Here is a 25,807-nt window from a genome sequence, read left to right on the forward strand (position 1 = left end):
TCCAGCTCCTTGTCTGCCTCACGGGACAGGTTTAAAGGAATATTTTATTGTCATTACTATATCACAAAGACCCGTTCAAATCAAGTAAAAACATTCATTATTTTCACTTATAACGAACTAAAATCATATAATTGAGGATAGTGATCGCATTCTGGATTTTTTGGATGACAGATAGCCCGTCCAAAGTAAATCATGGCTTGGTGGGCTGCCAACCATTTCTCTGGTGGCAGAATGTCCATAACACGTTTTTCTACTTCGAGGGGTGAAGCCGATTTTTTGACAATATCATGGTGCTTGCAGATACGCTCAACATGGGTGTCCACTGCAAAGGCTGGAATCCCAAAGCCCACGCTCATGACGACATTTGCTGTTTTGCGACCAACACCTGCTAAGCTTTCTAATTCCTCGCGAGTCTGAGGTACTTGTCCGTCAAAATCGTCTAATAATTGTTGGGCACATTTTTTTAAAAACTTGGCTTTATTGCGATACAGTCCCAAGCGAGAAATGTGCGAAGCAATTTCACTTTCAGTTGCCACAGACATGGCTTGAGGCGTTGGAAAAGCAGCAAAGAGACCTGGTGTAGCCTTGTTGACTGCAGCATCTGTCGTCTGGGCTGACAACATCACTGCAACCAATAGTTCAAAGTGATTGGTAAAATCAAGGCTGGGTTTGGCATCTGGGAAGAGAGCTATGATTTCTTCTAGCACTTTACGTGCTCGTTTTTTTGACAAGACCATTATTCGTCTCCATCAAATAGTCCTTGCAAGCCAGCAAATGGACTGTTTTCTTCTTTCTTGACTGCTTGTTGAGCTTGGTACTCCTCCTCTGTCATGATTTGCCAGTCATTACCTGAAACAAATCCTTGACCAGCTTCTTCTTCAGCTGTCAAGACTTTGATTGGAATGTTTAGCAAGATATTATCTGACACACTTTCAGCCAAATCAATTTCACCATTTTCGATAGGCAGGACCAAGTCATCATCTAAAACTTCCTGATCTAGTTGGTTGGTTGCGCCTTCCATGAAAACCTCTGTCACTGGATAAGACTCTGCCAACTCAACTGGCTCCATACTGCGACTGGAAGCAAGGACAATGGTGTAAGATAGTTGATAATCTAAGAAATACATGCGGTCTTCATATTGGACCTTCCCTACCGCAAGGATATCTTTGACATCTAAAATTTCTTGATTACGGGCACGCAAGTCTGATGCCAGGTCTAAAGCTTGTTCAAAATGTAGGCCTTCAGGCTGCTTACGAATTTCTTGAATATTTAACTTCATATTTCCTCCATAAAGATTTACTCACTTGATTATACCATGAAAAGGCTACAAGTCAGCCTTCCAAACTTTGATATTAAAATCTCCTTTTTAACATATTTACTATGACATATTTTCTGTTTAGTGCTATACTATAGGCAAGAATACATCAGAGCAAGGAGGATGCTCATATGGAAGACAAAGCACTAATCAACGAAGCTTACCAACTCCTATCCGAGTTAAATAAAAGCTACCAAAGTTGCAAACAGGGTACAGCCGATGATTTCCGTCTACAAGAACTGCTGAACAGCACTCTCAAGGAACTTAAAAAAGCGGAAAAGCTTGACAACAGTATCTTAATCGACCTTGAGAAATTTTACCAATGTACCAGTCTTTTGATCGGACTGGGGAGCCTAAAACTAAACGATCCAGCACGCACTGCTTGGCGCAACTATGACAAGTTCCACTACGAACATGTCAAACACGTGCTAACTCTCTATGGGCCTGTTTTCGGATTTTAGAGTTTATAATTTTAGGTTTACTATTGACAAAATTTCCTTAAAGGTATAGGATAGAGGTACTAATACTCGGAGGTAAGGGAGACATGAACAACTAAGTCTATCAAATAAAGAACTTTATTTAGTAGATCTTGTTTTTGTCTCTTTTTGCATGCTCTTTTTGTACTAGATTTTCTAGTATCTTGTCCTCATTGAAAATCAAAAAACTAGAAAGCTATGCTCCTCTTGGGTTGGGGTAGGCAGCTCCAAGCTAGTTTGACGAGCTTTTTAACGAGGAAAATAGAGTTTTGACAGTGACTTTGGGCTCTACTAGATAAAGTAGAGCTTTTTGTTATGCACTATGGACATTCTAGAAAGGGCAACAATATGATAAAAATCAATCATCTGACCATCACACAAAACAAAGATCTACGAGATCTTGTATCTAACCTAACCATGACTATCCAAGAAGGAGAAAAGGTTGCTATTATTGGTGAAGAAGGAAATGGTAAATCGACTTTACTACGAGCTTTAATGGGGGAAGCATTACCTGATTTTACTATCAAGGGCGACATTCAGTCTGACCTTCAATCACTGGCCTACATTCCTCAAAAGTTACCTGAGGAGCTAAAAAATAGAACTCTACATGACTACTTCTTTTTGGATTCTGCTGATTTAGACTACAGCATTCTTTATCGTTTGGCGGAGGAGTTGCACTTTGATAGCGACCGTTTTGCTAGCGACCAAGAAATTGGCAGTCTGTCAGGTGGCGAAGCTTTGAAAATTCAGCTCATCCATGAGTTGGCAAAACCCTTTGAGATTCTATTTTTAGATGAACCTTCAAATGACCTGGATCTTGAGACAGTTGATTGGCTAAAAAGTCAGATACAAAAGATGAGGCAAACCGTTATTTTCATTTCCCATGATGAAGACTTTCTTTCTCAGACGGCAGATACTATTGTTCACTTGCGACTAGTCAAGCACCGGAAAGAAGCGGAAACACTAGTCGAGCATTTAGACTATAATCTCTATAGTGAACAAAGAAAGGCTAATTTTGCCAGACAAAGCCAGCAAGCTGCTAACGACCAGAGAGCCTATGACAAAACCATGGAAAAACATCGCCGAGTTAAGCAAAATGTAGAAACTGCCTTGCGTAACACTAAAAACGATGTTGCTGGGCGCTTACTGGCTAAAAAGATGAAAACTGTTCTCTCTCAAGAAAAACGCTTTGAAAAAGCAGCTCAGTCCATGACACAAAAGCCACTTGAAGAAGAGCAAATCCAACTTTTCTTTTCAGACATCCAACCATTACCGGCTTCTAAAGTCTTAATCCAACTGGAAAAGGAAAATTTGTCCATTGGCCAGCGCATTTTAGCTCAGGAGTTACAACTAACGGTCCGTGGCCAAGATAAAATCGGTATCATAGGGCCTAATGGTGTTGGAAAATCGACTTTGTTATGCAAGTTACAACAACTCCTAAGCGACAAAAGAGAAATTTCTCTTGGTTTTATGCCACAAGATTACCATAAAAAACTGGAATTGGATCTATCTCCAGTAGCCTATCTCAGCCAAACTGGGGAAAAAGAGGAATTACAGAAAATCCAATCTCACTTAGCCAGTCTCAATTTCAGTTATCCAGAGATGCACCACCAGATTCATTCTTTATCTGGTGGTCAACAAGGTAAACTCCTACTTTTAGATTTAGTCTTGCGCAAACCAAACTTTCTCCTTCTGGATGAGCCTACACGTAATTTTTCTCCCACTTCTCAACCCGAAATCAGAAAACTCTTTGCCTCCTATCCCGGCGGTCTGATCACTGTTTCACATGACAGACGCTTCTTAAAAGAGGTCTGTACGAGTATCTATCGTTTAACAGAAAATGGTTTGGAAGTTGTTGATTTACAAGATTTTTAGATTTCAAACATAGCAAAAATCCAGAGACGACCTCTGGATTTTGTTTACATATGTTTTAAGCGTTCGATTCGTTCTGAGATAGGTGGGTGGGTATAAAAGAGTTTTTGTAGTCCCCCACCTTTCTTGGGATCATTGATATAAAGAGCGCTGCTAGCATCGTCTACGTGACAGATTATGCTCTGACTTTTGTTTAAATTGTATAAGCTAGAAATCATTTTTTAATATTTTACAACTCAAACCATTCTAATATGACATTATCTCATATACAAAAAGCAAAACGCAACCAGATTATTGAGGACATGCAAAAGAATGGAATTCCATAGGTTGTCAGAAGTCTTGTACCTTATCCCAAATGCAAATCCCATACCTAAATAGGTGATAAAGCTAGGAATAGTATAGGGACCATGCAGATAAGCAAAAAGAAGCGATGTAGCAAACAATCCAAAATATGTATTCTTAAATACTATCCCCTGTAACATACCTCGCATAAAGATTTCTTCCGTGACAGGTGCCAAAACACAGAGATCCACAAAAAGTACAGACCATGAAAGTGAAAAACTTTGCACAGCTTGAGTTGTGTCTGATTGGGTAGGGCCTAAAAAATTGACCAAAATATAAAACAGGAAAAGCAAGGCGTATGATAGAAAACATTTTAAAATATCTTTTAGGCAGATTTTCCGAATGTGAAACAAGTCATACTTTTTTCCTACATATAAAAATAATGCAAGTTCAACAAGTGTAAAAAGGATTGATAACGTTAATGAATTTTCTCGCATGATTTTCTCTGCTATACTCAAATGAATCGGCATAAAAATCAAAATCAAGAAAAACGTCATCCAGCGCTTATACATCATTCACCTCAATTATATAGAATTATATAGAATTACATATATTATACTATTTTTTTGTGAGATGACAAGTTAAAAGTGAGATGCTAAAAGCAAAAATCCAGAGAAACTTCTCTGGATTTTGTTTACATCTGTTTCAAACGCTCAATTCGTTCTGAGATAGGTGGGTGGGTGTAAAAGAGTTTTTGTAGTCCGCCACCTTTCTTGGGATCATTGATATAAAGAGCGCTGCTAGCATCGTCGATGTGGTGATGCATTGGCTCGCTATTGTCCAACTTGCGCAAGGCATTGATCATCCCTTGAGGATTGCGGGTCAGCTCCACACTGGATGCATCCGCTAGAAATTCTCGCTGACGAGAGATAGCTAGTTGTACCAAGGTTGCTGCAAGTGGTGCTAGAACAATGGCTAAGAGAGAGATAACAAGCATGATAATCTCTAGACCATTTCCATCGCGATCATTATCACTCCGTCTGCGGCCTGCGCCACCCCACCACATCATCCGACCAGCCATACTAGATAGCAGTGTAATAGCACTAGCAAGTGCAACAGCAATGGTCGAAATGCGGATATCGTAGTTCCGAATGTGACTGACTTCATGACCCATGACCGCTTCTAGCTCCTCACGGTTCATGATGGCTAGAAGACCCGAAGTGGCCGCAACTGCCGCATTCTGCGGATTAGAACCTGTTGCAAAGGCATTTAAAGAAGAATCCTCAATGATGAAAACACGTGGCATGGGAATCTGAGCAACCATGGCCATATCTTCCACTACATGGTAGAGGTCTGGTGCTGTTTGCTCATCAACCTCACGCGCCCCATTCATAGACATGACAATCTCTGTTGATTGAAAGATCATGGTCAAGGCATAGACAAAACCGATGATTAGGGCTATGATCATACCCCCAAGACCTGAGCGCATGAAGAGATAACCAACCGCATAACCAACCAAGGTCAAGAGTAGGAAGAAAACCAGCAATAAAATCCAAGTTTTTCGTTTATTACTCGAAATTTGATCAAACAACATCTTAGTCACCTAAACCGCTAAAGTCAACTTTAGGAACTGCCTTTTCCTCTTCAGGTGTTTGAAGGAAGTCTGCAGCTTTAAATCCAAATAGTCCTGCGATGATGTTACTTGGGAAGCTTTCAAGTTTTACATTGTAGTTGCTGACAACACTGTTGTAGAGTTGGCGTGAGTAAGAAATTTTATTTTCTGTATTGGTCAACTCTTCTTGCAATTTGATAAAGTTAGCACTAGCTTTCAAGTCTGGGTAATTCTCTGCTACTGCAAAGATACCAGAAATCTGGCGGGTAAGGGCATCACTGGCCTTCATCGCTTCAGCTGGTGAAGTTGCTGCGGCTACTTGTCTACGAAGTTCTGTCACCTTTTCCAAGGTAGAACCTTCATATTTGGCATAGCCTTTGACTGTTTCAATCAAGTTTGGAAGGAGATCATTACGACGCTTCAACTGAACATCTATCTGGCTCCAAGCCTCCTTGGTCTGCATACGATTTTTCACCAAACCGTTATAGCTAACAATCACAAAAATAACAATCAGAGCCAAAACTCCAAGAATAATCCAAGTCATAATCTTATTCCTTTCTGCTTTTAGATTACTACCAGTATATCAAAATTTTAATGAATATGGTAAAATAAGATGATACTAGAGAAGGAAACGACTATGAAACCAGAAACATTTTACAGCTTGCTCGTCGAGCAAAATCTTCCACTTTCTGACCAGCAAAAGAACCAATTTGAACGCTATTTTGAACTCTTGGTCGAGTGGAATGAAAAGATTAACCTGACCGCTATTACAGACAAAGAAGAAGTCTACCTCAAACACTTTTATGATTCTATTGCACCCATCCTACAAGGCTTGATTTCAAATGAAACTATCAAACTTCTTGATATCGGGGCTGGGGCAGGATTTCCTAGTCTTCCTATGAAAATCCTCTATCCTCAGTTAGATGTAACCATCATTGATTCGCTAAATAAACGCATCAACTTCCTCCAACTATTGGCCCAAGAGCTGAATTTGGACGGAGTTCACTTCTACCATGGACGTGCAGAAGACTTTGCCCAAGACAAGAACTTCCGTGCCCAGTTTGATATGGTGACAGCTCGTGCTGTTGCCCGTATGCAAGTCTTATCTGAATTGACCATTCCCTATCTTAAAGTTGGTGGAAAACTCTTGGCACTCAAGGCCAGCAATGCTCCCGAAGAATTGCTAGAAGCCAAGAATGCCCTCAATCTCCTCTTTAGCAAGGTTGAGGATAATCTCAGCTACGCCCTACCAAATGGAGATCCACGATACATCACTGTGGTAGAAAAGAAAAAAGAAACCCCAAACAAATATCCACGTAAGGCTGGCATGCCCAATAAACGCCCGCTTTAATTTTTTTAGTAAAAAAATGTTTACAAAGTTCGTAATTTCTGCTATACTATCACAAGCAAAGGTTTTTAATGTCATCCCGTGAGGTGACGAAGACGCAGAAATATATAAAATTCTTTGAGAATGAGATCATCCTCTTTTTAAAGAAGTCTTACTCTGAGAGCCTGTTGCTGTAAAATAATGGGCTCTTTTTTGATGCCCAAAAGTGAGGTTTATATGAAACAAGAATCAACTGTTGATTTGTTACTAGACGTTGATCAACGTCCTTCAGCTGGGAAAGGTATCCTCCTCAGCTTCCAGCACGTTTTTGCTATGTTTGGAGCGACCATCCTAGTTCCTTTGATTTTGGGAATGCCTGTATCCGTTGCCCTCTTTGCATCTGGTGTCGGAACCCTGATTTATATGGTTTCAACTGGCTTTAAAGTTCCGGTTTATCTCGGTTCTTCTTTTGCCTTCATCACTGCAATGTCTCTTGCTATGAAGGAAATGGGTGGCGACGTCTCTGCTGCTCAAACAGGGGTTATTCTAACTGGTTTGATTTATGTCATTGTCGCAACAAGTGTCCGCTTTGCTGGTACGAAATGGATTGACAAGCTCTTGCCTCCTATCGTTATCGGACCTATGATTATCGTAATTGGTCTTGGTCTTGCAGGTTCAGCTGTAACAAATGCTGGTCTTGTTGCTGATGGCAACTGGAAAAATGCTCTTGTAGCTGTGGTTACCTTCCTCATTGCTGCCTTCATCAATACAAAAGGAAAAGGGTTCCTTCGTATCATTCCTTTCCTCTTTGCCATTATCGGTGGATATATCTTCGCAGTTCTTCTTGGTCTTGTTGATTTTACTCCAGTCCTTCAAGCCAATTGGTTTGAAATTCCTGGTTTCTACTTGCCATTTAATACAGGTGGTGCCTTTAAAGAGTACAACTTATACTTCGGTCCTGAAACAATCGCAATCTTGCCTATCGCTATCGTAACCATCTCTGAACACATTGGAGACCATACCGTCTTGAGCCAAATCTGTGGCCGTCAATTCTTAAAAGAACCAGGACTTCACCGCACGCTTCTTGGTGACGGTATCGCGACATCTGTATCTGCCTTCCTCGGTGGACCAGCCAATACGACTTACGGTGAGAACACTGGAGTTATCGGTATGACTCGTATCGCTTCTGTTTCCGTTATCCGAAACGCTGCATTTATCGCAATTGCTCTTAGCTTCCTTGGCAAATTTACTGCCTTGATCTCAACCATTCCAAATGCTGTGCTTGGTGGCATGTCCATCCTTCTCTACGGAGTTATTGCCAGCAACGGTTTGAAAGTTTTGATTAAGGAACGCGTTGACTTCAGTCAAATGCGTAACCTCATCATTGCTAGTGCCATGTTAGTACTTGGACTTGGTGGAGCCATCCTTAAACTCGGTCCAGTAACCCTTTCAGGTACTGCCCTATCAGCGATGACAGGTATCATTTTGAATCTGATCTTGCCATACGAAAACAAAGACTAATCTTATAGATAGCAAAAATCCACTCAGTTGAGTGGATTTTTTATTTATGCTTACTTTCCAGCAGTAAATCTTTCAAAGAAATGATAGTCACTGCAAGCAGAATCATGGCCATACCAACAAAATCAATCGCATAGAATTGCTCCTTCATAATTAAAAAGGCAAAGAAAACAGCTGAAATGGGCTCTATGGAAGCCAATAAACTGGATTTAACTGGTCCTATTAGACTAGCTCCTTTTAGAAAAGCTGTGTAGGCAAATACTGTTCCAATGATGATAATGCCAGCAAATGCAAAGAGAAAATCCAAGCTAGTCGGTATACTGGCCTGCAAAACTCCTGTGAAGGGAATAGCCCCGACACCAGAAATAACCATTCCTACACCAATCACCAACATACTTCCCCACTTCTTAATCAAAGCGATAGGAAGGATAATATAGAGGGCGTAGGTCAAGGCAGAAAAGAGTCCCCAAAAAAGACCCGCAGGTGTGATCGACAACTGGTCAAGTTCCCCATGCGTAGCAATAAGAAAAGTTCCTCCAATTGCTAAACCAATTGAAATAATCTCAGCCAGAGTCGGTGCTACCTTGTCCTTGATACAAGTATAAATCAAGATTCCAACAGGACAAACATACTGGAGAACCGTCGCCGTTCCAGCATTGGTTTCCTGAATGGCAGAAAGATAGGCAAACTGGTTTAAGAAAAGTCCAAATAAGGCAAATAACAAGAGAGAAAAAAGGCTTTTTCTGTATTTTAAAAAAGCAAGAAGTTTATCCTTTGAAGTTGCATAGGTTAAAAATATGAGAGCCAAGCCTGCAATGATAAGTCGTAAATTAGTCAAGACTAGAGCGGAAATCCCGTGTGCCATCAGGTATTGACCACTGGTTCCAGACAAGCCCCAAGCAATCCCTGCCACTACTGTATACAGAGTTCCTTTTACGGTTTTTGACATGCTTCTCCCTACTCCTCTTGACGAATCATTTCCATCACTTGATTTCGATCGACTATCCACTGGGCACGCTCATCCTTCTCATACGTTCTGTTGGATAGAAAGATAGCCGCTTCCTGCTTCTCCCGATTCCACATAATGAAGGTACCTGTATAGCCCGTATGATCCAGCCAGTCTTCTTCCAGATTCCAAGCTAGCGAACGCTCTTTATCCTCTAAGGGAGAGTAATTTCGACTTAGGTTTTCAGCAAAATCATCTTTCAAGTAATGTTCCAGAAAGATTTGCAAATCCTTAACAGTTGAAAATAAACCAGCACTCCCAGCATGTTTGCCCAAAAGACGAGCTTTGGGATCGTGGATACTACCTGCCGCTACTCCTCTAACTGTTGGTACAGCAATCTCAACGGGACCAAACATTGTTTCCTTCATGCCCCATGGTTCCAAAACTTGTTCTTCTATAATCTGATCCAAGTCTTGGTTAAAGATTTTTTCCAAAAGAAAGCCTAGGAGTAAAAAGTGAACATCCGAGTATAGAAAAGCAGGACGACTACGTCTATTTAGATGAAACATGGCCTCTCTTAATTCCTCAGAGTCTAACTGATCCCTATTGGGAATAAAGGGATCCAGATCTGTCGCGTGGGTCAAGAGTTGACGAATAGTGATATCTGGGTAATCACATTCAGCTAAAAAGTCCGCCACTGGTCGATCAATGTCTAGTTTCCCCTGTTGCCACAAGAAGGTCAAGACTGTCCCGACTCCCACAACCTTACTCACACTGGCTAAGTCATAGACTAGCCCTGACTCTGTTTTCAAACCTTTCTCAGGATCACTCAAGCCTAGGTAGGATTCTCTCCATTCTCCGTCCTTAAAATACGCAAAAGAGGCCCCGGGATAGACCCCTGCCTCGATTTGATCTTCTATTTTTTTTAGAATCTTTGTCCACTTCATGCTTCTTCAAACCATAATTCGATGTTATTGGTATCTTTACCAAGGAAGAATTTTTCAGACTTTGGAATAAAATAGTCTGTGCCTTCAAATTTCTGACGAAGACTAGTCAACTCTAGATCCTTTACCAAAAATTTCAGCATAGACAAGTCCCAGGTAACATTGTTTTCAACAGCCAAATCTGGACCTTTCCCTTGAGTAAAGGTAATGGCATTAGTTGCCACTTCTGAAGCAAGTAAACTCTCCCTGTCCTCAGGGAGACGGAGCTCGACGGAAACCTCAAATTGACTCAAGTATTTTATACTTTTATTTGAATAAAATTCCGGAATCGTGTCTAGCAGAACTAAGTCTTCAATATGATTTTCCGCATGAACAAGGATCACATCCTGTTCAGGAGAAACAATCTCAAAAGCATAACCACAGCTTCCTTTAAATAGGCGAGGAAGGGACTTCATCTGTGAAAGAATGCCCTCGATTTCAGAAGGATTCTCAACTTTTACCACGAGTCTAGCAAGTTTCTTAAGCCCTTCAACTCTGCGAGTTCGCATGCTCGGAGCTTCTTCTAAAATCAATCTCTCCGTACCTGTCTGATCTCCCAAGGAGAGAAAGGCAGACTCTTCTAACAAGGGTTTCATCCCTAGGGTTTCAATGTAAAATTTTTCATTTAATTTTCGGTTATTAACTTTCACAGTCGGAATGATCCGAACTATCTCATTCACACTCATAAATTCCTCCAACTCTCTTATTTTAAAGGATTTTCGAATATTTTACAAGCCATATCTGTTTTATTTAAAAATTTTATAGCAAAAAAACTGGGTTCCCCCAGTTTCTTTTATTATAGATAAAGTAGTTTGAATACTGCTACTGCTGCAATAGCCGCTAAGATTGGAGCTACAACTGGTACCCATGCATACCACCATTTTGAATCACCCTTGTGTTGACCAAGAACTGATTTTGGAAGGAGTTCGTGAAGAAGACGTGGTCCAAAGTCACGAGCTGGGTTCAAAGCAGGCCCAGAAGGTCCACCGAGTGAAGTTACCAAGGCCATCACTAGGAAACCAAGTGCCAAGTGCGCAACTGAAAGTCCAGCAGCTGTGTGTGGAGCTACTTGAGCTTTCACTGCCATTTCAGTTAAATCAACAGTTTGTCCAGCTTGAGTAGCCATTTGTTTCATGTATTGAAGAACCTCAGCACCGAAGAAGTTTTTAGTCAAACCAAGTGCTGCAAAGAAAAGAACAAATGAACCTACAAACTCATTTAGGAAACCATTAACAGTAGCTGCAAAACGTGATTCTTTTGTTCCATGGTCCAAACTTGAGATAGTTGAGAAAGTTCCCAAGATGTTGTTTGGATTTTCTGTTTTCAAATAGTAAGGACGGTGAGTCGCTACAACCATAGCTTGACCGAAGATTGCTCCCAAAACTTGTGCTAGGATGTAAAATGGTACTTGATCCCAAGAGAAAAGACCACTAACAGCAAGTCCAAGAGTGAAAGCTGGGTTGATGTGGTTTCCTGATACGTTACCGAACATCAAGGCTGGGATCATAACCCCCATACCATAACCAACTGCGATAACGAGCCAGCCACTTTGGTGACCTTTCGTACCTTTAAGTTCAACGTTAGCAACTGCACCATTACCAAGAATGATCAAAATAGCAGTTCCCAAGAATTCTGTGGCATATTTAATAGCCCATGTAAAATCCATTTGATAGATTCTCCTTCAATTTTTTTAGACAATCCTTATTCTATCAATTTTTAGGCCTTTTAGCAATATCTTTTCTAAAAGAATCTCTGGAAAACGCTTTATTTAACTTATCTTTAAGAAAAGGACAAAAGGAGTCAAACTCCTTTCATCCTTTTCATTAGTCTTGACGTTGACCAAAGTCTGCAATCATCTGCTCCATCTCTTGACGGCTTGGAGTTGTCAGCATATAAAGGTAATCCCCTTGTAGCTCTGCAAAAGCTGCTGGCATGATTTTTTTGACCTTGAATTGTTGGCTATACTTGGCAAGCAAGTCTTCTTCTGAATAAACAGCGAAAAAAGTTCGAAATTCTTTTAAAATTAAAATTACATATTCTTTAATATGTTCTTTTAAGAAAAGTTAACTCTTTCCACTATTTAAATTCATCTGATTCGTATATATCTGATGGTAAAGAGTTATTCATTACAAATTTCTCATTATTAATACGAATAAATTCTCCATCTATTAAGTCATAATTGTAATTAGTCCTACTATTTATTTCAATAAATTGATTTTCAACATTATTAAATAAAAATACGGTAACTTCTAGGTTACTACTAGTAATAGGTTCTGTGATTTGAATATTGTAAAATTTTTCCTTACGATTATAATCACATGAACTAAACTTCCTATAATCATCACTTCCTGTTTTGATAAGTCGTACAGTTTTATCATCTAAAATTATACCTATACTATCATCATTGTATTTTTCAATTTTTCCAATATATTCCGCTTTCTCATTATAGATAAAATTCTTTTCATCAAAAGTTAATATCTTACCCAAAAATATAATTCTATTGCCATCAATAGTTAGTATGAATTTTCTAACAATAATATCTTGCTTCGTAAACTTATTTATTGTAATCATATTCCAATTTCCGCATAAATATTTTTGATTAGATGGTAATCCAAGCATAATTTGAATTTTTTGTCTCAGTTTCTTAAAATAAATTAAAAATAAAAAAAGAGGATATGTTATTTCTAATACAATAAACCTATAAAGTCCAGTTAGTAATACCGTATTAAAGGAACCATTATTGAATTCAGTACGAGGAAAAATTAAAGAGGTAGTATAAATTACTGGAATCAAAAATAATATAGATATTTTAATCAACGATAGTTGTTGTTGTCGTTGTTTAGCTACTTTTATATTAAATACATCTTCTAAAGTATCTGTTTCAAATAATAAAGTTATGACTGCTGTGGTTGCTGAAACTAAAGCAGAAGAAGATGAATCAATAAAAAATAGTAAAATTGAAAAAATAATTACAAAAACGATTAAAAATGTTCCAGTCAGTATCGCCCTTGAATTTGATTTTTCTTTTATAAAACTCTCTATAGATATCGTGAATATAGAAAAAAGTAATATCCATTGTTGAGGATCATTAAACATGGAAAATAAAGTAAGAAACTCTATCAGACCAAATAAAATTGTTATAAAATAATTAAAGCTCTTTTCCAGTTTATTTTTTCTTTTTGAAACAAAGTAAGTCACTGGCATTTTTGTTAGAAGAAATACCACAAATAAAACTGATAAAACCTGATCTGTCATGCCAAAAATGGAAATGAAGTGAGATCCAAGAAATAACGTTATTATAAATATAATAGTGTCAATAATAGACGAGAGAAAAATAGGCTTTATTTCTTCTTTTTTCATTTTAAATTTATACTCCTTAAAATAAATTAATAGTTGATTTACAAAATATATTTAAAATAATAGAAAAATTTTCTATAAAACATCTTTGATAATAACGTTTATACAACATTATATCATATTAATTAAAATGGTTCAAATTCACTAACAATTAGTCTTCTGTTCTATTAAAAAGGACAAAAGAAGTCAAACTCCTTTCATCCTTTTCATTAGTCTTGACGTTGACCAAAGTCTGCAATCATCTGCTCCATCTCTTGGCGACTCGGAGTGGTCAGCATATAAAGATAGTCCCCTTGTAGCTCTGCAAAGGCTACTGGCATGATTTTTTTGACCTTGAATTGCTGGCTGTATTTGGCAAGAAGGTCCTCTTCTGAATAAACATAGTTGGCATTGGCACGACGTGATGTAGCTAGACAGTATTGAGGTTCAAATTCTGATGCTGGGAACTCTTCTCCTGCGACAATAGCTGCATAACCTCGGTAGAGATCCAAGGAGTGAGCGAAGTTATAAACATCAATGGTAAAGCCACCTGCAGGACGGTTATTGTACTCAATGGCAATGTAGTCATCCCCGTCACGGAAGAACTCGATATGGAAAAAGCGTTCTCTCATTCCAAATTCCTTGACTATGGCCTCGCCATACTTGCGCAGTTTGGGATCCATATCCTTGAGGACATAGTAGGAATTGTCCATCTTATAAATCATCAGATCAAGTGGTGTATAGGCGTAGTCAAAGGTTGTTGAAAAGACAATCTGACCATCCTTATCCACTAGTCCGTCAAAGGTACAGATTTCACTAGAAGTGACAAATTTTTCAAAGAAATACACGGTTGAATGGTCCCATGCTTGCTTGAAGTGATTTATATCTTCTTCTGTTTCAAGCTTAAAGGTTGCTGCCGCTCCCACTCCGTTATCAGGTTTGGCAATCATTGGTAGGCCAATCGTATCGACTGCTTGGTCTACATCTGCTTCTGTCTGGATAACAGCGCCTGGTACAACAGGTACGCCTGCCTTTTGGAAGAGTTTCTTCATCTCAGACTTAAACTTGGTTTTTTTAAGATCTTCAGGTTTGGCACCAAAGACATTGAATTGTTCTCTGAGTCTTGCGTCTAGCTCAAGCCAGTATTCATTGTGGGACTCAATGCGGTCGATAGGACCATGCTTGTAGAAAAGAAAGGCAACCGCACGCTTGACTTCATCTATATTTTCAAGATTGTCAACACGGAAATACTCGGTTAGACTATTACGCAAAGGCTCATCCAGTTGCTCGTAGGGTTCTTGACCAATTCCCAAGACTGTAATGCCTTTACTAGCTAGTTCGATAGAAAACTGTTGAAAATTTTGTGGATAGTAGGGAGAAATAACAAGGTAATTCATAGGCAACTCCTTTTATAGATACAAGTGTCCAAGAAAATAAGGCATTTGTTTACGCCACCATTCCCAGTCGTGGGCAACATCATGCCCCCATTCAGCAAACCAGGCTGGAATTTGTTTCTGGTCAAAGGCTTCTTTGAGCTTGTAGAAAGATGGTAGACCGTCTTGTTCCCAAGCACCTAGGCCCGTACAGACGACGATTTCTGCCTGACGGTAACGATCGATAAACCATCCGTCGTTTTGATTCCAGATATAATCGACTGGAGAGTTTTGGTAAATAGCATCATCATTGTAGTAATCACCAACGAAGAAACGTGCGTCATAAACACCGCTGAGAGCAATCACCTTGGTAAAGACATCTGGATGCTGGAGGAAGAAATTGAGTGCATGGTAAGCCCCCATGGAGCAACCAGTTGTCATCATGGCATCAAACCAACCTGTCTTATGCTTGATAAAAGGAATCGCCTCCTCAATCACATAACGTTCGTAAGCTCGATGCATCTCCGCCTGGTCATGACTATTTTTCCAAGTAGCCAGCCAGCTCTCACTATCCACACTAGATAGGGTAAAGAATTGAACACGACCTTCTTCGATAAAGGAAGCACAGGCATCAATCATGCCAAAATCATAGTATTCATTGTGACTGCCACCAGATGAAGCAAAAACAACAACTGGAATCCCAGCATGCCCATAACGGTTGAGATACATTTCTCGGTTGAGGTGGCCACTCCAGTGGTTAAGGTTTTCAATATGCATTGGCTTTCTCCTTTCCTAACTTACCATTTCTCTGCAAAAAATCGAAGACAGTCTGGTAAATTTTCCGACCAAGGAATCTCACTATGGATGGCACCAGACTGAACTTTCAAAACAAGATTATCCAAGTGTATTCCACCTGCAATCAAATCATGATAATAGCGAAGAGATGAGTCGATATAGGCTTGCTTGATATTGCCAGCCATCAGAGTCTTGTCCGTATCATCCGCTTCTTCCGTTCCAACATAGATAAAAATGCGCTGTTCAGGCGACAATTTCTTGCGCTCGATATAGCGGTTAAAGGCTTCTTGGTGAAGCCAGTTAGCAGATGAGAAGACACCTAGACAACCAATTCGGTCTTGGTACTCTAGTCCGATAAACTGGGTGATATTGCCTCCTAGCGACGAACCAATCATAGCCGTGTGCTGGCGATCAGCTTTGGTACGATAGGTCTCATCGATAAAAGGCTTGACCACCTCCATGACAAACTCGGCATACTCCACACCCTTACCGCCAAACTGCTGGCCTGGAATAGGAGATTCTTGGAACTTCCAAGCCGCGTACTCATGCATCCGACCCAAACCATCATTGTCGATAGCTACAACAATCATGCGACTGATATCAGGGTTTCGCTTAATGGCTGGAATAATCTTCCAAGAGTGTCCGATATAGGACTCCTTGCTGTAAAAGACATTTTGCCCATCATGAAAATAAACAACAGGGTAAAAACGGTCTGTGTCTTTCTCGTAGTCCTTAGGCAGGAGAACACGCACACGACGCTCCTTTCCTGTATAAGGAACCTTGAGTTTATGTTCTCTCATTTTTAAGTAAAAGTAAGAATGATTCATTGTCAGAAAACTCTCTATATTCAAAATTTTATCTCATTATACCATAAAAATAGAAAAAAAGTCAGTAATTGTCCATTTTAAGGATAAATAACTAACTTTTTTCATTTGAATTCTAAATTCTTCTGGTTTTTCTGATTAGAGGAGATTATCAATTAACTCATCGACAGCGTCTTTTTCAGCTTGAGGTGTGATCTTAGTAAGCATAATCCCTGCCACTGCTCGCTCAACCAATCCTTCGACATCCATGCGTTTTTCATACTGCTCTGCATTCTCTATCTTAGGATTGGTCTTAGGACGATCAGGCGCAAAAATAGTACAGCAGTCCTCAAAAGGCTGGATAGAAATTTCAAAGGTATCAATTTCCTGAGCGATGTCAATGATTTCCAGCTTGTCCATGGTAACCACAGGACGAATGATTGGAGTGCTAGTCACAGCGTTGATAGTCTGCATGCTTTCCAAGGTTTGGCTCGCTACTTGACCAAGACTTTCCCCATTAATGATAACTAAACCATTTCGTACCTCACGGATACGATCGGTAATGCGCATCATAAAACGACGGGTCAATGTCATGAGGTAGGCTTCTGGCGCCTTAGCCTTGATTTCTTCTTGAATCTCTGTGAAAGGCACCTCGATAAACTGGATATTGCCCCCAAACTTGGTCAATTTTCGAGTCAAATCGTGGGCTTTTTTAAGGGCACCAGGACTAGTATATGGTGGGCTGGCAAAGTGAACGGCTTCAATATCAACCCCACGTTTGAGAGCTAGATAACCTGCCACAGGTGAATCAATTCCACCTGACAACATGAGCATGCCTTTACCAGAACTTCCCACAGGTAATCCTCCTGCTCCACGAAAGGTTTCATAGGATAGGTAGGCAGCCTCCTCACGAATCTCAACTTGAAGATTAATATCTGGATTTTTCATCTGAGCTTGCACGTTTGGAATAGCCTCGAAAACAGCACCGCCAAGAGTTTGATTGAGTTCACGACTATCCAATTCGAAGTTGTGGTCGCTTCGCTTACTAGTGATTTTAAAGGTCATGCCCTCCTTGTAGATAGCTTTCATAATCTCTTGGACAGCTGATTTAAGAACTTCTACAGACTTTTCAACCTTATATACGGGAGAAAAGTTTTGAATTCCAAAGACTTGTTTGAGAGATTCTGCTACTGCTGTATAATCAGCTCCATTGAGATAAGCGTGGGCACGGTCGCGATCTGCGGTTACCTTAACTTGAGGATAGATGGACAAAACGTCCGAAATATTATTACGAAGTTTATTGATGAAACGCATACGATTTTTGTGCTTGGTTGACAATTCTCCATAGCGAATCATAATTTCTGAATACTGCATAAATGCTCCTATCTTACTTTTCTAGTTTGATTGTAAATTAATTTTAGCTTGGTCAAGAACTGCTCGACCTGACTCATGTCATTTTCTAAGTCTAAGCTTAGACGCACAGCTGACTGGGCCTTATCTTTGTCCAGTCCCATGGCTATCAAGGTACCCGCAGGTTTTCCAGCCTTGGACGAACAAGCAGAGGTTGTGGAAATGAAAATATCATAGTCTTCAAATGCATGAACGATGACTTCCCCACGAACACCCTTAATCCCAAAAGTCAGGATATGAGGGGCAAAGTCATCCTCATCTGAAAAGACAAAAATATCTGGATAGTCCAGAAGGGCTTGGCGAATGACAGCCTTCATCTGCCCAGTCTTAGCAGTAAATAAGTCTAGCTTTTCCATAGCCAAACGTAAAGCCTTAGCTGTTGCGGCAATCCCTGCAACATTTTCAGTTGTCGAACGATAGTCTCCCTCTTGACCACCTCCAGTTAAAAGAGGCATGATCCTCTTACCAGACTTGATATAGACAAAGCCAACACCTCGGACACCATGAAACTTATGGCTCGAAAAGGTCGCAAAATCCACTCGATTCGTCAGATACTTTTCAGTTGGAATTTTAGCAAGTGCCTGAACTGCATCAACATGGAAAGAAATAGTTGGCTTGTCTGCCAAGAGTTTTGAAATAGCCTCAATAGGCTGGATAGAGCCGATTTCATTGTTTACTGCCATAATGGAGACGAGGGTCGTGTCAGGTCGTATCAAATTCGCTAGAGCCTCAACATCCACAAATCCTCTGCTATCAACTGGGGCAATATCCACCTCAAAACCTTGACTTTTCAGCCAGAGTGCTGACTCCTTGACTGCTGGATGCTCAATAGCTGATACGATGATGTGCTTGCCAAACTGGGCTTTTTCAAAGGCTACACCCTTGATAACCCAGTTATCCCCTTCTGTTCCACCAGAGGTAAAGAAGATTTCATCACTTTTCTTCCCAATCAAATCTGCAATTTGCTGCCGGGAAGCATCTAAAATTCGTGTTGCCTGGTCTCCCAAACGATGGAGACTGGATGGATTTCCGACAATTTTTGAAGCGACCTGCATGTAGGTTTCAAGAGCTTCAGGATAAGGCTTGGTCGTTGCCGAATTATCAAAGTAAATCATGTTTTCTCACGCTTTCTAAAATCACTTCCTCTATTGTATCACGAAAAGAGACCTGCGACAAGAAAGGGAATCTTCTCTTTTTTTAAGATTTTTTTAAAGAAATGAGGTATAATAAATCATAATCAAAGGAGAGTATCATGTCTAATTATCGTAGAACTTCTAATAAATCAAAAACTGAACACATTAAAAAAGGATTTACTGTCTTTCAAAAAACGATTGCTACCATCGGTAGTATCCTTGGTCTCATCACCGCTACTATTACCATCATGAACGCTATGGATAATAACAAAAACAACAAAAAAGAACCGACGACAACCCAAACAACTGTTGTCAAGGAAATTCAAAAAGAATCCCCTCAGGAAAATACTACACCTAACAAGGACAACACTCCTACTAAAGAAAAAACCTCACAAGAAGAAACTTCTCAATCCAACAAGAAAGAGGAGAAAAAAGAAGAGCAGAAAACAACAACTCAGGACTCTTCTACACCTGCTACAAATAAAGAAACAAGCGATAACGGTACACAGTCAAATACGACAAATACAGAAACTAAAACGAACCAGTAATCACTAAAATAGCTTCCTTCCAGATTTGGAAAGAAGCTATTTTTTATTGTTGCAATACTTTGCGTGGTTTGGTTCCCTCAGCTGGACCGATGACACCTGCCATTTCAAGTTCTTCCATCAGGCGGGTCGCACGGTTAAATCCAACCGACAAACGACGCTGAATCATAGAAGCGCTGGCTTTCTGCGTCTCGATAACCAGAGCCTTGGCTTCCTCAAAGAGCGGATCGCCACCAGCTTCACCATCAGAGAAATCTCCCTCATTATCTGGGACGTCTCCTGGGTCAAAGCTATCATCGTAGTCCGCATCTGCCTGAGCCTTGATGAAGTTTACGATACGTTCAACATCATCATCCGAGATAAAGGACCCTTGCAGACGGACTGGGTGATTTTCATCAATTGGTTTAAAGAGCATGTCTCCTCGACCGAGCAATTTTTCAGCTCCATTTTCATCCAAGATGGTTCGTGAATCTGTACCTGATGAAACTGCAAAAGCCACACGAGACGGTACATTGGCCTTGATAAGACCAGAGATGACATCAACCGATGGACGTTGCGTTGCAAGAATCATGTGAATCCCTGCCGCACGCGCCTTCTGTCCGAGACGGATGATAGCATCTTCCACTTCCTTGCTGGCCACCATCATAAGGTCAGCCAACTCGTCCACAATGACAACAATCAAAGGCAGGGGTACTTGTTTGTACTCAGATTGGCTATTAAATTCCTCGACCTTAGCATTGTAACCAGCGATATTTCGCACACCAACCTTAGCAAAGAGTTCATAACGGTTTTCCATCTCATCCACGACTTTTTGGAGAGCCTTGCTGGCCTTACGTGGATTGGTCACAACTGGGATCAAGAGATGAGGAATGTCATTGTAAACCGATAACTCAACCATCTTAGGATCCACCATCATAAACTTGACCTGGTCGGGTCTTGCTTTCATAAGAATGCTAGCAATAATACCGTTAACTGCGACTGATTTCCCTGATCCCGTCGAACCTGCAACCAGTAGGTGGGGCATCTTGGAAAGGTCAAAGGTGCGAGCAGTTCCATTGACAGCCTTACCCAGAGGAATTTCGAGGAGATTTTCTGGTTTAGTCTGAGACTGTTCCCAGAGCTCACGGAAGGAAACGGTCGCAATTTCAGAGTTAGGAACCTCAATCCCAACTAAGGATTTACCAGGTATTGGAGCCTCAATCCGAACATCCTTGGCCGCTAGAGCAAGCGCTAAGTCGTCTGCCAGATTGGAAATGCGGTTAACCCGGACTCCAACTGCTGGCTTGACTTCATACTTGGTAACAGATGGGCCGATTTCAGCCCGTTCCACCGTCACCTTGATACCAAAGCTAGCAAAGGTTTCTTCTAGGATTTTGATATTTTCTCGAACAATTTTCTTTTCCTTGGACTGGTCTTTGGGTTTATCTGGCGCAAAGAGTTGCAAGCTTGGCAGTTTGTATTCAAGGGCTTCTTTGGCCGAAAAATCAACCTGCACCTCTTCATCCTCAAAGTCTTCTTCCACATCTGGAACTTCAAATTCAGCTTGAGGAAGGATAATCTCCGGTTCACTCCATTCTTTTTCAGGAATTGGGGGGAGATCGTAACTTGGTTCTTCTGATAAGATTTCTCCAGTTTCAGGATCTACAGGAGGAAGCAGTATCGCATCCTGTTCTTCTTGTTCTCTCTGAATTCTTGCTGCTTCTTCAGCTTCTTGACGAGCCTTCTCTTCTTCTCTCTTGATGAAGCGTTCCTGTTTTCTCTGTTCCTGTTTTTCCATGAAGGATCTGAACTGAGCTCCAATAAAGGCTGCGACATCATAAATAGACCAGGGACTAACCAAGAGTGCCCCAACTAGAATCAAGAGAACTCCAATAAAGTACGATCCGATATTGGAGAAAAGAAAGGATATGGGGATATAGAGTCCAACACCAAGCAGGCCTCCACCGGCGAAGCTAGTCACCCGCATACCAGTCAGGTCCGTCATAACTTGAGACAAGGTCCCTTTTAGAACTGACTGCTCCAAGCCAAATTTCCAGACAAGATAAGCCTCAAAAATTAAGAGTAAGCCAGCGAAGATACAAAGAAATCCTGACAGAAGTCCCTCTTGCTTACGTATCCATTTAAATAGAAAGAGGTAAATGAGGAGGGCACCAATGGCCACATAGGCCAAACTTCCGACCACCAGTCGAATGAGATTATAAAGGGTGATACCCGCCGCACCAAGCTTGAGGGCTGCAATAATCAATAATAAGGCAATCCCTAAGGAAATCAACATCCTCTGAATAGCTTGTTTTCTTTCGAGTTCTGCTTTAGACGGTCTCCGTCTTGTTTTTGTAGTATTCTTGTTTGCCATTCTTCTATTATACCATATTTCACAGCCATTTCGAATAGAGAAAAAGATTGCACCAAATGGTAACAATCTTTCTATTCTAATACTTTTTATGCTTGTGGTTTGCGTAGGGAACCATAAACCACACCACTTACAATTGCACCAACCAAAACAAAGGCAAGATAAAGAAGAGCATTTGAAGTTAGAGCAATGACGAAGATTCCTCCGTGTGGTGCCATGAGTTTGATACCTGCAAGACCAACGAGTCCTCCTGCTACTGCTGAACCAAGGATAAAGCTTGGGATCGCACGAGCTGGGTCAGCTGCACCAAATGGAATTGCTCCCTCAGTGATAAATGACAAGCCCATGATGATGTTTGTCAAACCAGAGTTACGTTCTTCTTTAGTAAATTTATCTTTGAAAAGAAGGGTTGCGACAAAGATAGCAAGTGGTGGCACCATTCCTCCCGCCATAACTGCTGCCATAGCTACAGAACCACCTGAAGAAACAGTCGCTGCAAGCGTACCTGTACCAAAGACATAGGCTGCTTTATTGACAGGTCCACCCATATCGACAGCCATCATACCACCAAGAACGATACCAAGAAGGACAGCTGATCCTCCTCCAAGACCGCCTAGGAAGTCATTCATAGCAGTGTTGATTGCTGCCATCGGGATGTTAACAGCCAACATAACAAATCCTGTCAAGATTGTTCCAAGAAGTGGCAAGAGAAGGATTGATTTAGCACCTTCAAGTGAACGAGGAACCTTAACGTATTTCTTGATAGCAAGAACCAAAGCACCTGCGATAAATCCACCAACAAGGGCACCGAGGAAACCAGATGAGACACCTACAAGAGTTGAAGTTGCTTCACCACCTGCGGCATAAGGGATTTTTCCAAAGGCAAAACCTTCTTTGGCAATTGCACCAGCCACAAAACCAGCTACCAAACCTGGTTTTTCAGCGATAGAATAAGCAACATAACCTGCAAAGACTGGAAGCATCAAGCCGAAGGCCGCGCCACCAATTTTCATGAACATAGAAGCCAATTCATGGTAGGAACCAAGATTTCCAAGGCTATCTTGTGGCACACCAAAAGCTCCGTCAATCAAGAAAGCAAGGGCAATCATGATACCACCACCTATAACGAATGGCAACATTTGAGACACACCACTCATCAAGTGTTTGTAGAAAGCACCACCGATACTTTGTTTTTCATTGCTTGCTGTTGCAGCTTTTGCTCCATTGGCAGCACGATAAACTTCAGCATCTCCTGAAAGAGCCAAGTTGATCAACTTTTCCGTCTTACGGATACCATCAGCAACCGGACGATTGATTAATGGTTTGCCATCGAAACGATCCATTTCAACGGCCTTATCTGCTGCGATGATAACTGCTTTAGCCTTACGGATATCTTCTGCAGTTAGTTGATTTCCAACACCGCTGGCACCGTTGGTTTCAACCTTTATCCCAACACCCATTTCAGCAGCCACTTTTTGAAGAGCTTCTTGGGCCATGTAAGTATGAGCAATCCCTGTCGTACAAGCTGTAACAGCTACGATAAAGTCGCCAGAGTCATTGGCAGGTGCTTGGATAGGCTCCTCAGCTTTTTCTGAAGCTTGGTCAAAAAGTTCGATAACTTGATCAGCTGATGTTACTTGACGAAGTTTGTCAGCAAATCCGTCTTTCATCAAGTATTGAGACAATTCTGCCAAGGCTGCCAAGTGAGTGTCATTGGCACCTTCTGGAGCTGCAATCATAAAGAAGAGGTCTGTTGGTTGCCCATCCAAGCTCTCATAGTCAACACCCTTGTTTGACTTAGCAAAGAGAACGGTTGCTTCTTTGACAGCAGAGTTTTTGCTGTGTGGCATAGCGATTCCGTCACCCAAACCAGTGGAAGTTAGAGCTTCACGCGCTAAGATTCCTTCTTTAAAGGTTTCAAAATCTGTCACATAACCGTGATCTACCAAACTTTTAATCATTTCTTCAATGACAGCTGTTTTTTCAGTTGCCTGCAAATCCAGCAACATAACATCTTTTCTCAATAAATCTTGAATTTTCATCTTTTTTCTACCTCAACTTTTTCATAAGTTTCTTTAATAAATGCTGCAGTTGCTAAATCATCTGAAAATGTAGTTGCTGTTCCACAAGCCACTCCCCATTTGAAGGCTTCTACTGCGTCTTTTGATTTGACAAACTCACCCGTAAATCCAGCAACCATCGAGTCACCAGCTCCAACTGAGTTTTTCACGGTTCCTTTAATCGGTTTAGCAAAGTAGGTTCCCGCTGATGTTACCAGAAGGGCACCATCACCAGCCATTGAGATAATAACGTTTTGAGCACCTTTAGCCAATAACTCTCGGGCATGTTTCTCTATCTCATCTAAACTTTCGAGCTTCACTCCAAAGATAGCACCAAGTTCATGATTGTTTGGTTTGACTAAAAGTGGTTGATAATCCAAACTATCAATCAAGGTCTGACCTTCAAAGTCACAAACCACTTGCGCACCAGTCTGGCGTGTCAAGGCAATCAAATCCTTATAGATAACATTGCCTAGGTTCTTAGCACTCGAACCTGCAAACACCACCGTATCATCTGCTGTCAGACTAGACAAAATAGCTTTCAATTCTTCTAACTGAGCTGGCTCAACATTAGGACCAGTCCCGTTGATTTCTGTTTCTTGGTCTGCTTTAATCTTGACATTGATTCGAGTATCTTCTGCTACTTGGACAAAACGTGTCTCGATTTCTTCCTCTGTAAGGGTATCTGTGATAAATTTACCAGTAAAGCCTCCAATAAATCCGGTCGCTGTATTGGGAATACCCAAGCGCTTCAAAACACGACTAACATTGATTCCTTTCCCACCAGCAAACTTATCATCACTGTCCATTCGATTGACACTACCGACTTCTACGTTGTCTAAGCGAACGATATAGTCAATGGATGGATTGAGCGTGACTGTATAAATCATACTTCTATTACCTCCGTTTTCTCCTTAATAGCCTGCAAGAGCTCATGCCCTTGACTTGTGATAACGATAGCGCGTTTGAGTGGTGCTACCTTGGCAAAGCAAGTTTGTCCAATTTTTGATGAATCCACCAAAACATAGGTCTGTTTGGCATTCTCTAAAATAGCCCGCTTAACAGCTCCCTCCTCCATGTCAGGAGTCGTATAATAACCATCGTCAACACCATTCATCCCGATAAAGGCACGGTCAAAGTGTAATTGGTTAATCTGGTTAAGAGCAACGCCCCCGATGCTAGCATCTGTCGTCATCTTGACGCTACCTCCAACCATGACAGTTGGAATCTGCTTTTCTACCAGCTGAACTGCATGGTGAATCGAATTGGTCACAACGGTGATCTCCTTATTAACCAATTCCTTGATCAAAAAAGCAGTTGTTGTTCCAGCATCGATAAAGATAACATCTTGTTCCTTGATAAGAGATGCTGCTTTCTGAGCGAGTAATTTCTTTTCCTGAAGGTTTTTGACAGATTTTTCTTGAATGGTTTCTTCTTCCTGCAAGGAGTGGGGCAATTCTGCTCCACCATGCACACGACGAAGCTTATTCTCTGCTTCCAACTCATCCAAATCCCTTCGAACCGTTGATTCTGACGTTTCTAACAAACTAACTAACTTTTCTAAAGAAACTACTTGATGCTGATTAAGTTGCTCTAAAATTAATTGTTTTCTCTCTGTTTTTAACACCAAAACACCTCCTGTTATCGTTTACACTATTCATTCTAACACAA

At 40.8% G+C, this 25,807-nt stretch carries 24 protein-coding genes and 2 pseudogenes; 5 read left to right on the plus strand and 21 right to left on the minus strand.

What is annotated here, in order from left to right; translation table 11 throughout:
• Positions 1–107: 107 nt before the first annotated feature.
• Together nth and SNAG_RS06500 are read right to left on the minus strand one after the other, a co-directional pair.
• Complete coding sequence (nth, locus tag SNAG_RS06495) at positions 108–737, minus strand: endonuclease III (protein WP_061408921.1); 630 nt, start codon at positions 735–737, stop codon at positions 108–110.
• A complete protein-coding gene (locus SNAG_RS06500) occupies positions 737–1,279 on the minus strand; it encodes a YceD family protein (protein WP_096407683.1) in 543 nt (180 codons plus the stop codon). Before SNAG_RS06500 ends, nth begins: the two co-directional genes overlap by 1 nt.
• Before the next feature lie 167 nt (positions 1,280–1,446).
• Here SNAG_RS06500 and SNAG_RS06505 point away from each other — a divergent pair, with 167 nt between their 5' ends.
• Positions 1,447–1,776 (plus strand): helicase BlpT, encoded by a 330-nt coding sequence (locus SNAG_RS06505; RefSeq protein ID WP_096407686.1) that lies wholly within the window; start codon positions 1,447–1,449, stop codon positions 1,774–1,776.
• Positions 1,777–2,106: 330 nt separating this feature from the next.
• A complete protein-coding gene (locus SNAG_RS06510) occupies positions 2,107–3,666 on the plus strand; it encodes an ATP-binding cassette domain-containing protein (RefSeq protein ID WP_096407688.1) in 1,560 nt (519 codons plus the stop codon).
• Positions 3,667–3,710: 44 nt separating this feature from the next.
• Here SNAG_RS06510 and SNAG_RS06515 read toward each other — a convergent pair.
• The 4 genes and pseudogenes from SNAG_RS06515 to SNAG_RS06530 all read right to left on the minus strand — a co-directional run.
• Positions 3,711–3,836 (minus strand): annotated as a pseudogene (locus SNAG_RS06515) (zinc metalloprotease HtpX); the annotation flags it as partial.
• A gap of 84 nt (positions 3,837–3,920) precedes the next feature.
• Positions 3,921–4,520, minus strand: a complete 600-nt coding sequence (locus SNAG_RS06520) for a CPBP family intramembrane glutamic endopeptidase (protein ID WP_231906661.1) — start codon at positions 4,518–4,520, stop codon at positions 3,921–3,923.
• A 119-nt stretch (positions 4,521–4,639) separates the two neighbouring features.
• Positions 4,640–5,539: a zinc metalloprotease HtpX gene (gene htpX, locus SNAG_RS06525; protein ID WP_096407693.1), complete on the minus strand. Its 900-nt coding sequence runs from the start codon at positions 5,537–5,539 to the stop codon at positions 4,640–4,642.
• A 1-nt stretch (position 5,540) separates the two neighbouring features.
• Positions 5,541–6,101 carry a LemA family protein gene (locus tag SNAG_RS06530; protein WP_000219838.1) on the minus strand — a complete coding sequence of 187 codons (561 nt, stop codon included), beginning with the start codon at positions 6,099–6,101 and terminating at the stop codon, positions 5,541–5,543.
• 93 nt (positions 6,102–6,194) lie between these two features.
• Between SNAG_RS06530 and rsmG the strand changes: the two genes are divergently transcribed.
• Together rsmG and SNAG_RS06540 are read left to right on the plus strand one after the other, a co-directional pair.
• Entirely contained in the window at positions 6,195–6,908 is a 714-nt protein-coding gene (gene rsmG / locus SNAG_RS06535; protein WP_000801958.1) for a 16S rRNA (guanine(527)-N(7))-methyltransferase RsmG, read from the plus strand.
• 213 nt (positions 6,909–7,121) lie between these two features.
• A complete protein-coding gene (locus tag SNAG_RS06540) occupies positions 7,122–8,405 on the plus strand; it encodes a uracil-xanthine permease family protein (protein WP_172842397.1) in 1,284 nt (427 codons plus the stop codon).
• Between the two features lie 40 nt (positions 8,406–8,445).
• Here SNAG_RS06540 and SNAG_RS06545 read toward each other — a convergent pair whose 3' ends face one another.
• The 11 genes and pseudogenes from SNAG_RS06545 to SNAG_RS06590 all read right to left on the minus strand — a co-directional run bounded on the left by SNAG_RS06545 (position 8,446) and on the right by SNAG_RS06590 (position 19,163).
• Positions 8,446–9,351: a DMT family transporter gene (locus SNAG_RS06545; protein WP_096407698.1), complete on the minus strand. Its 906-nt coding sequence runs from the start codon at positions 9,349–9,351 to the stop codon at positions 8,446–8,448.
• A gap of 8 nt (positions 9,352–9,359) precedes the next feature.
• The gene (locus SNAG_RS06550) at positions 9,360–10,295 is read right to left on the minus strand and encodes a serine hydrolase domain-containing protein (RefSeq protein ID WP_096407701.1); all 936 of its coding nucleotides are present in this window, start codon (positions 10,293–10,295) and stop codon (positions 9,360–9,362) included.
• Positions 10,292–11,017: a CppA N-terminal domain-containing protein gene (locus tag SNAG_RS06555; RefSeq protein ID WP_096407703.1), complete on the minus strand. Its 726-nt coding sequence runs from the start codon at positions 11,015–11,017 to the stop codon at positions 10,292–10,294. The genes SNAG_RS06550 and SNAG_RS06555 overlap by 4 nt, the downstream gene beginning before the upstream one ends.
• A gap of 110 nt (positions 11,018–11,127) precedes the next feature.
• On the minus strand, positions 11,128–11,997 hold the full coding sequence (gene gla / locus SNAG_RS06560) for an aquaglyceroporin Gla (RefSeq protein ID WP_096407706.1): 870 nt from the start codon (positions 11,995–11,997) through the stop codon (positions 11,128–11,130).
• Positions 11,998–12,154: 157 nt separating this feature from the next.
• Positions 12,155–12,325 (minus strand): annotated as a pseudogene (locus SNAG_RS09775) (ATP-grasp domain-containing protein); the annotation flags it as partial.
• A gap of 82 nt (positions 12,326–12,407) precedes the next feature.
• On the minus strand, positions 12,408–13,691 hold the full coding sequence (locus SNAG_RS06565) for a hypothetical protein (RefSeq protein ID WP_096407709.1): 1,284 nt from the start codon (positions 13,689–13,691) through the stop codon (positions 12,408–12,410).
• Positions 13,692–13,897: 206 nt separating this feature from the next.
• A complete protein-coding gene (locus tag SNAG_RS06570; RefSeq protein ID WP_096407711.1) occupies positions 13,898–15,064 on the minus strand; it encodes an ATP-grasp domain-containing protein in 1,167 nt (388 codons plus the stop codon).
• Between the two features lie 12 nt (positions 15,065–15,076).
• Positions 15,077–15,817 carry an esterase family protein gene (locus SNAG_RS06575; protein WP_096407714.1) on the minus strand — a complete coding sequence of 247 codons (741 nt, stop codon included), beginning with the start codon at positions 15,815–15,817 and terminating at the stop codon, positions 15,077–15,079.
• A gap of 20 nt (positions 15,818–15,837) precedes the next feature.
• A complete protein-coding gene (locus tag SNAG_RS06580) occupies positions 15,838–16,662 on the minus strand; it encodes an alpha/beta hydrolase (RefSeq protein WP_096407716.1) in 825 nt (274 codons plus the stop codon).
• Positions 16,663–16,797: 135 nt separating this feature from the next.
• Positions 16,798–18,012 (minus strand): tRNA uracil 4-sulfurtransferase ThiI, encoded by a 1,215-nt coding sequence (gene thiI, locus SNAG_RS06585; RefSeq protein ID WP_096407719.1) that lies wholly within the window; start codon positions 18,010–18,012, stop codon positions 16,798–16,800.
• A gap of 8 nt (positions 18,013–18,020) precedes the next feature.
• Complete coding sequence (locus SNAG_RS06590) at positions 18,021–19,163, minus strand: cysteine desulfurase family protein (RefSeq protein ID WP_096407721.1); 1,143 nt, start codon at positions 19,161–19,163, stop codon at positions 18,021–18,023.
• Between the two features lie 137 nt (positions 19,164–19,300).
• Between SNAG_RS06590 and SNAG_RS06595 the strand changes: the two genes are divergently transcribed.
• The gene (locus SNAG_RS06595) at positions 19,301–19,729 is read left to right on the plus strand and encodes a DUF6556 family protein (protein WP_096407724.1); all 429 of its coding nucleotides are present in this window, start codon (positions 19,301–19,303) and stop codon (positions 19,727–19,729) included.
• 43 nt (positions 19,730–19,772) lie between these two features.
• On the opposite strand, the gene SNAG_RS06600 is transcribed toward SNAG_RS06595, so the two are convergent.
• The 4 genes from SNAG_RS06600 to SNAG_RS06615 all read right to left on the minus strand — a co-directional run bounded on the left by SNAG_RS06600 (position 19,773) and on the right by SNAG_RS06615 (position 25,763).
• Complete coding sequence (locus tag SNAG_RS06600; RefSeq protein ID WP_096407726.1) at positions 19,773–22,079, minus strand: DNA translocase FtsK; 2,307 nt, start codon at positions 22,077–22,079, stop codon at positions 19,773–19,775.
• 86 nt (positions 22,080–22,165) lie between these two features.
• The gene (locus SNAG_RS06605) at positions 22,166–24,118 is read right to left on the minus strand and encodes a PTS fructose transporter subunit IIABC (protein ID WP_096407729.1); all 1,953 of its coding nucleotides are present in this window, start codon (positions 24,116–24,118) and stop codon (positions 22,166–22,168) included.
• Entirely contained in the window at positions 24,115–25,026 is a 912-nt protein-coding gene (gene pfkB, locus SNAG_RS06610) for a 1-phosphofructokinase (protein WP_096407731.1), read from the minus strand. The genes SNAG_RS06605 and pfkB overlap by 4 nt, the downstream gene beginning before the upstream one ends.
• On the minus strand, positions 25,023–25,763 hold the full coding sequence (locus SNAG_RS06615) for a DeoR/GlpR family DNA-binding transcription regulator (RefSeq protein ID WP_096407734.1): 741 nt from the start codon (positions 25,761–25,763) through the stop codon (positions 25,023–25,025). Before SNAG_RS06615 ends, pfkB begins: the two co-directional genes overlap by 4 nt.
• Positions 25,764–25,807 lie beyond the last annotated feature (44 nt).

The organism is Streptococcus sp. NPS 308, from assembly GCF_002355895.1.
Classification (GTDB): Bacteria; Bacillota; Bacilli; order Lactobacillales; family Streptococcaceae; genus Streptococcus.

Excerpts from the sequence above, each read along its gene's own strand:
- nth (WP_061408921.1), bottom strand. The coding sequence starts at position 737 with ATGGTCTTGTCAAAAAAACGAGCACGTAAAGTGCTAGAAGAAATCATA.
- SNAG_RS06500 (WP_096407683.1), bottom strand. The coding sequence starts at position 1,279 with ATGAAGTTAAATATTCAAGAAATTCGTAAGCAGCCTGAAGGCCTACAT.
- SNAG_RS06505 (WP_096407686.1), top strand. The coding sequence starts at position 1,447 with ATGGAAGACAAAGCACTAATCAACGAAGCTTACCAACTCCTATCCGAG.
- SNAG_RS06510 (WP_096407688.1), top strand. The coding sequence starts at position 2,107 with ATGCACTATGGACATTCTAGAAAGGGCAACAATATGATAAAAATCAAT.
- SNAG_RS06520 (WP_231906661.1), bottom strand. The coding sequence starts at position 4,520 with ATGATGTATAAGCGCTGGATGACGTTTTTCTTGATTTTGATTTTTATG.
- htpX (WP_096407693.1), bottom strand. The coding sequence starts at position 5,539 with ATGTTGTTTGATCAAATTTCGAGTAATAAACGAAAAACTTGGATTTTA.
- SNAG_RS06530 (WP_000219838.1), bottom strand. The coding sequence starts at position 6,101 with ATGACTTGGATTATTCTTGGAGTTTTGGCTCTGATTGTTATTTTTGTG.
- rsmG (WP_000801958.1), top strand. The coding sequence starts at position 6,195 with ATGAAACCAGAAACATTTTACAGCTTGCTCGTCGAGCAAAATCTTCCA.
- SNAG_RS06540 (WP_172842397.1), top strand. The coding sequence starts at position 7,122 with ATGAAACAAGAATCAACTGTTGATTTGTTACTAGACGTTGATCAACGT.
- SNAG_RS06545 (WP_096407698.1), bottom strand. The coding sequence starts at position 9,351 with ATGTCAAAAACCGTAAAAGGAACTCTGTATACAGTAGTGGCAGGGATT.
- SNAG_RS06550 (WP_096407701.1), bottom strand. The coding sequence starts at position 10,295 with ATGAAGTGGACAAAGATTCTAAAAAAAATAGAAGATCAAATCGAGGCA.
- SNAG_RS06555 (WP_096407703.1), bottom strand. The coding sequence starts at position 11,017 with ATGAGTGTGAATGAGATAGTTCGGATCATTCCGACTGTGAAAGTTAAT.
- gla (WP_096407706.1), bottom strand. The coding sequence starts at position 11,997 with ATGGATTTTACATGGGCTATTAAATATGCCACAGAATTCTTGGGAACT.
- SNAG_RS06565 (WP_096407709.1), bottom strand. The coding sequence starts at position 13,691 with ATGAAAAAAGAAGAAATAAAGCCTATTTTTCTCTCGTCTATTATTGAC.
- SNAG_RS06570 (WP_096407711.1), bottom strand. The coding sequence starts at position 15,064 with ATGAATTACCTTGTTATTTCTCCCTACTATCCACAAAATTTTCAACAG.
- SNAG_RS06575 (WP_096407714.1), bottom strand. The coding sequence starts at position 15,817 with ATGCATATTGAAAACCTTAACCACTGGAGTGGCCACCTCAACCGAGAA.
- SNAG_RS06580 (WP_096407716.1), bottom strand. The coding sequence starts at position 16,662 with ATGAATCATTCTTACTTTTACTTAAAAATGAGAGAACATAAACTCAAG.
- thiI (WP_096407719.1), bottom strand. The coding sequence starts at position 18,012 with ATGCAGTATTCAGAAATTATGATTCGCTATGGAGAATTGTCAACCAAG.
- SNAG_RS06590 (WP_096407721.1), bottom strand. The coding sequence starts at position 19,163 with ATGATTTACTTTGATAATTCGGCAACGACCAAGCCTTATCCTGAAGCT.
- SNAG_RS06595 (WP_096407724.1), top strand. The coding sequence starts at position 19,301 with ATGTCTAATTATCGTAGAACTTCTAATAAATCAAAAACTGAACACATT.
- SNAG_RS06600 (WP_096407726.1), bottom strand. The coding sequence starts at position 22,079 with ATGGCAAACAAGAATACTACAAAAACAAGACGGAGACCGTCTAAAGCA.
- SNAG_RS06605 (WP_096407729.1), bottom strand. The coding sequence starts at position 24,118 with ATGAAAATTCAAGATTTATTGAGAAAAGATGTTATGTTGCTGGATTTG.
- pfkB (WP_096407731.1), bottom strand. The coding sequence starts at position 25,026 with ATGATTTATACAGTCACGCTCAATCCATCCATTGACTATATCGTTCGC.